Source organism: Moorena bouillonii PNG (assembly GCF_001942495.1).
Taxonomy (GTDB): Bacteria; Cyanobacteriota; Cyanobacteriia; order Cyanobacteriales; family Coleofasciculaceae; genus Moorena; species Moorena bouillonii.
Window position 1 is genome coordinate 2034594 of the sequence record NZ_MKZS01000001.1, and the last position, 5153, is coordinate 2039746.

At 37.7% G+C, this 5153-nt stretch carries 4 protein-coding genes and 1 pseudogene; 2 read left to right on the forward strand and 3 right to left on the reverse strand.

Going from position 1 to position 5153, the window contains the following annotated elements:
- Window positions 1–151: 151 nt before the first annotated feature.
- Together BJP37_RS08435 and BJP37_RS08445 are read left to right on the forward strand one after the other, a co-directional pair.
- Entirely contained in the window at window positions 152–406 is a 255-nt protein-coding gene (locus tag BJP37_RS08435; protein WP_075897974.1) for a hypothetical protein, read from the forward strand.
- 755 nt (window positions 407–1161) lie between these two features.
- Window positions 1162–1371 carry a type II toxin-antitoxin system HicB family antitoxin gene (locus tag BJP37_RS08445; RefSeq protein WP_075897976.1) on the forward strand — a complete coding sequence of 70 codons (210 nt, stop codon included), beginning with the start codon at window positions 1162–1164 and terminating at the stop codon, window positions 1369–1371.
- Between the two features lie 212 nt (window positions 1372–1583).
- On the opposite strand, the gene BJP37_RS08450 is transcribed toward BJP37_RS08445, so the two are convergent.
- The 3 genes and pseudogenes from BJP37_RS08450 to BJP37_RS08460 all read right to left on the reverse strand — a co-directional run.
- Window positions 1584–2303: a WD40 repeat domain-containing protein gene (locus tag BJP37_RS08450; protein ID WP_075897978.1), complete on the reverse strand. Its 720-nt coding sequence runs from the start codon at window positions 2301–2303 to the stop codon at window positions 1584–1586.
- Window positions 2304–2324: 21 nt separating this feature from the next.
- Window positions 2325–4541: a WD40 repeat domain-containing protein gene (locus BJP37_RS08455; protein WP_075897980.1), complete on the reverse strand. Its 2217-nt coding sequence runs from the start codon at window positions 4539–4541 to the stop codon at window positions 2325–2327.
- Between the two features lie 131 nt (window positions 4542–4672).
- Window positions 4673–5153, reverse strand: a pseudogene (locus BJP37_RS08460) (SOS response-associated peptidase); the annotation flags it as partial.

Below are 5153 nucleotides of genomic sequence, written 5' to 3' on the forward strand. Positions count from 1 at the left end.
CGATTCCCGATTCCCGATTCCCGATTCCCGATTCCCGATTCCCGATTCCCGATTCCTTATTTATTAATAAAAAAAAATTCCCAAACCCCTTGACACATAGTCAATAAATTAATATATTAATATTATACATAGTTCAAACACGGAACTCCAAATGACTAACAACATTAACCCCAACTCAGATCACAATCTCAACAATCCTAATTGCCCAGAAAATTCTGGTGACCAATGCCGTAAGTGCAAAAAAGCCAAGCACGTCTTGGTCGGTACTCCTGAACAGGTTCGCAATACCATTAATGCCGTGTATGCCCTTAAGTATGCACACCCGGACGAATGGAGCACTCCGGAGCCTACCGGAAAACCTGGTCAGGTGATGACGTTTTTCATTCGATACTTTTATGTAGACTAGGATAGGAATTTGCCAGGGATTTTCATCCCTGGCCCACAGGAATCGTGAGGGTTATGTTGCGAAAATTGTTTTGTGAAGCAGGATGAAGCAGTATGAGTTGGGATGTTGTTGGTTTCCAGTAGTTGCTGAGTAACTCAACAACAATGTAATAGTCGATTTGGAGTTGTTATCATATAAGTACAGCTGAGCTGTTCTTGTGACATATCGAAAAATTGAATGCGGTCAAGAATTGGGCTTAACCAAACTTGACCGATTTTTTTTAGGAAGTCGGGAGTCGGGAGTCGGGATAATATCATGTTCGGTTGAGTAGATGTAGGGTGGGCAGTGCTTATCAAACCAATGGTCAGCTTTTCAATTGGTCTGATGCACTGCCCACCTGACGATTAATTTGATTAAAAAGGTAAACTCTTTATTGTCGGTGTGCAGTGCCGATCCAACCTATTACAAATTGATATTATCCGTTTTATCCACTGCCCACCCTAGGATTAATAGTATTACTAGTTTCTAGTTAATTTTCGGTTGGTGGGCAGTGCTGATAAAATCTATTAAACCCTAATATTATCCGTCTTAGGCACTGCCCACCCTACGATGAATTTATGATTAATTTATTCTCGACTCCCCACTCCCTAATCCCTACTCCCTACTCCTTCAAAGTCTGGCACAGTAACAGTATCGGGTAAATCAAGTCTTGAGGCTCCGATTGGGACTCTTAAAAATATATGGCGACAAGCTCAAATAGAGGAGGACAAAATTTAATGCGCTATGCAGTTGTTATTGAAAAAGGAAAAAATAGCTACGGTGCTTATGTTCCCGATCTTCCTGGATGTGTTGCGGTGGCAGAAACATTAGAAGACGTTAAACAATTAATTACTGAGGCAGTGATGTTTCATTTGGAAGGATTGAAAGAAGATGGATTAAGTGCTCCTGAATCAGTGTCATTCTGTGAGTATATTGAGGTGGCTTAAGGCGGAGTAGATGTAGGGTGGGTAGTGCTTATCAAACCAATGGTCAGCTTTGAAATTGCTCTGATGCACTGCCCACCTGACTGACGATTAATTTGATTAAAAAGCTAAACTCTTTATTGTCCGTGGGCAGTGCTGATAAAATCTATTAAACCCTATTATTATCGGTCTTAGGCACTGCCCACCCTAGGATGAATTTATGATTAATTTATTCCCTACTCCCTACTTGCCTTTTGCCTTTTGCCTTTTGCCTTTTGCCTCTTTTCTGTTCCCTGTTCCCTGTTCCCTGTTCCCTGTTCCCTATTCCCCACTCCCTCCAACCGCAGAAAATGCATATTTCCCCCTTCATCCCCTGCGACAATGGTGACATCATCCGGTGCAACGGCGCAACAGTTGATAGCACTTTCTCCAGTAAACGTAGCAATAACTTCCCTAGTCTCGAAATCCCACACTTGGAGTGTTTTATCGGAAGATGCAGAAATCACTAGCTTACCGTTGGATGTTACTTTGATCCGATTTATCGAGTCCTTATGACCTGTAAAGGTAAGCATTTCCTCTCGCTTTTCCAAATCCCAAATTTTGATGGTGTTATCCTTGGAGCCAGACACGACGTAGTTACCATCAGGGGTTACCGAGAGAGTATTGACTGAATCCCCATGACCTTTAAGGGTGAAACATTCCTTTCTAGTTTCTAGATTCCAAAGTTTGATTGTTTTATCCTTGGAGCCAGAAACCAAATACTTACCATCTGGGGTGACAGCTAAACTAGTTATCTCGTCCTGATGACCTTTGAGGACAAAATGTAACTTTTTGGTGTCCAGATGCCAAACTTTAATAGTACTTTTAGTTGAACCAGAAATTACATGGTTACCATCTGGGGTGATTGATATAGCTGTTGCAGAACCATAAAATATGAAGGTTATTATAGAAGACAATAGTTTATCTAGTACATATAATTAGGCAATTAATCCAAATAGGGAGCAAAACCAAAGTATCTGCAAATCTGAAAATAAAAATTGAATATATAAAAAGAAAGATCTAATACTTATGTAAATAACAGATATTAATAAAATTAAATAAATGTAGCAATATTGAGAGATTGATAGTAAATCGCAAATTTTAGTTCTTCTACGGTAATTCCAGACACTCAAAAACTGATAAGATGACGGTATTTGATTATTTATAGAAACCAGAAAATTATTGGGTGCAATCCCTAGTCTAATAATTACATTCCTTTCAAAGGCTTGACTTAATTCTCTTGTTATATCCGAAAATTTGCTGTATTTTGGTAAATATTTTAATAATTTTATTTTTTGTTTAGATAGTTGTTTATAAAAATATTCAGGTATATTTTTTTTAGTAAAATTAAAATGATTTTCTATTTTTTCTGAAATTTCTATTACACAGATAAGTGTTAATATAATGATACTTATTATTATATTTTTTATTAAACCTATTAATATTGCTAAAATATCTGTTAACATGAATAATGCGAATAGTAATGAGAATAAGTGATTGTTTAATCTATCATAAAATATCGAGAATACTTTGGTAAAACCTGAATAAATATGCCATGTATATTTTTCAATTTTTTTTCTAGTTTTTATAACAATATTATTTTGAGAATTATGAGTGCTATAAAAACTAGAAATTATAGTCTTTTTATTTAAATTCCAAATTTTTATGATAGTATCTTGTAACAAAAAAATTACTTGCTTGCCATCGGGAGTAATGGTTACATCATTTACTGAAGTTTTGTTTTCTTTTAATTCAACATGCTTCTGTTGTGATTCTAAATTCCAAATCTTGAGTGTTTTATCCTTTGAAGCAGAAATAATAGTCTTACCATCTGGTGTTATTGTAATATCATAGATTGAGTCATCATGACCATAAAAAGTGAAAATTTCTTCTTGAGATTCTAAATTCCAAACTTTAATAGTATTATCGAAAGAAGTATAAATTACTTGTTTACCGTCAAGCGTAACAGCAAGAGCACTAATAGGATTTTTATGACCTTTAAGGGTGAAAGCTATTTTTTTCGTTTCTAAATTCCAGATTATAAGATTATTTGTACTCTGTTCAGAATAACCAGAACCAGAAATTAGCCACTTATCGTCCAGAGTAACTGCCATTGCATATACTGGCTGCCATTGAATATTAACTATATGACCACCATAAACGCTGTATATTCTAGGCTCATTAAAACTGAAAAGCATTTTACCATTTGTTAAATCCCAAACATTAATAGTTCCATCATCTGACCCAGAAATTACGCGATTATCAGATGTGATAGCAACAGTTCTCACTATGTCTTTATGACCTTTTAGGGTTAACTCTTCTTTAGCAGTTTCCAAATCCCAGACTTTGATAGAGTTAATCTTTGCAACTGATACTGAAACCACTTCCTTGCCATTGGGAGTAACCGCTACAGCAACTACAGGGTGACTATGACCATTAAATCTCTGTATTTCTTTACCCGTTGCTAAACTCCAGACTCTAACCGTATGGTCAGAGGCACCAGAAATTATCCTGGTGCCATCGGGAGTAACCGCTACAGCATGGACTCGGGCACTATGACCTTTTAATGTGAAAATTTCTGCACCTGTATTCAAATTCCAGACTTTAACTGTGTTGTCAGATGAACCAGAAATTACCCTCGTGCCATCTGGTGTGACAGCAACGGCATTTACGGAGTCACCATGACCAATTAGGGTAGATAGTAAGGGTCCAGTAGGGGGATTTAACGTAGCTGTCAAGCTACGCAAATAAGTGGTATTAGTTTGCGGTATCTGTTGTAATAATCGTTGAATGTCTGGGGTATCAAACTCTACTAAACGCCCTGACAGTTGCCCTGCTAATTGATTTGGATCTTGACTTAAGATATGTGTTGATAGTCGCAACGCTCCCTGAATTAACTTGAGGGATTTTATCGTTTGCTCGCTGTAGTCTGGATGGGATACCTCTATATCATCAATCAACTCATAATCTTCAATCAGTGTCTTGATGCCAAATTCAGGATGATTAAGTTTGGCTTCGATAAACTCATAATTACTCAACAAACGATATAATTTGTTAAGTTGACCACCTTCTAACCATAAACGGGGAATATCACCCAAGAAATGCTCTATTTCCTCTGGTGATTTTTGCCCTAACCAACTGCGAAGATTACTCATAATTCAAGGGGTGCATCTCAATGCATGCTGTTTGATCTTTGATCCGGTGGTGCGTTACGGGGCTGGCTGTCGTAACCAAGCACGAAGAGTCGGAAAATTAGGGCGACCGCCCCTAACACACCCTACAAAACTCATAACTCCAGCCCCTCTGTCATATTATCGGCAATTTCAGCACTAATATTAGGTAACATCACACCTGCCGCTTGCACAATATCCTGTCGATGCAAAAAATCTCGGAAACTTTCGTGATAAAACCGATAACGTGGTGGTCGATAAGTTTCTTGCTTCTGTAAAAATTGCTGCCATCCATCAAGCACTTCCTGCACCGTGAATTCATCCTGCTTAGAATAGTTGGCAATTGTTTGACGAGAAGCCGGACTACTTAAGGCACACATGACATAAACAATTTTAATTTTATCCCTGGGTAAAGGCTTGGTTGTCATCCCCATCAACTGCCAATGGTTTTCATAATAGCCTTGTAAGCCTACCGGTAATTCATCCAAGGGTTTATCATTATAAAAGCCATCGGCTATGGCTGGCAACACACAGCGCAAATACCTGAAGGGGTGACGAAATAGCCTGAAAAGCTTTAAATGTAAAGCTTTCACCATT

Bases quoted from the DNA above. Each gene is read 5' to 3' on its own strand.
- BJP37_RS08455 (WP_075897980.1), bottom strand. From the start codon at position 4,541: ATGAGTAATCTTCGCAGTTGGTTAGGGCAAAAATCACCAGAGGAAATA.
- BJP37_RS08435 (WP_075897974.1), top strand. From the start codon at position 152: ATGACTAACAACATTAACCCCAACTCAGATCACAATCTCAACAATCCT.
- BJP37_RS08445 (WP_075897976.1), top strand. From the start codon at position 1,162: ATGCGCTATGCAGTTGTTATTGAAAAAGGAAAAAATAGCTACGGTGCT.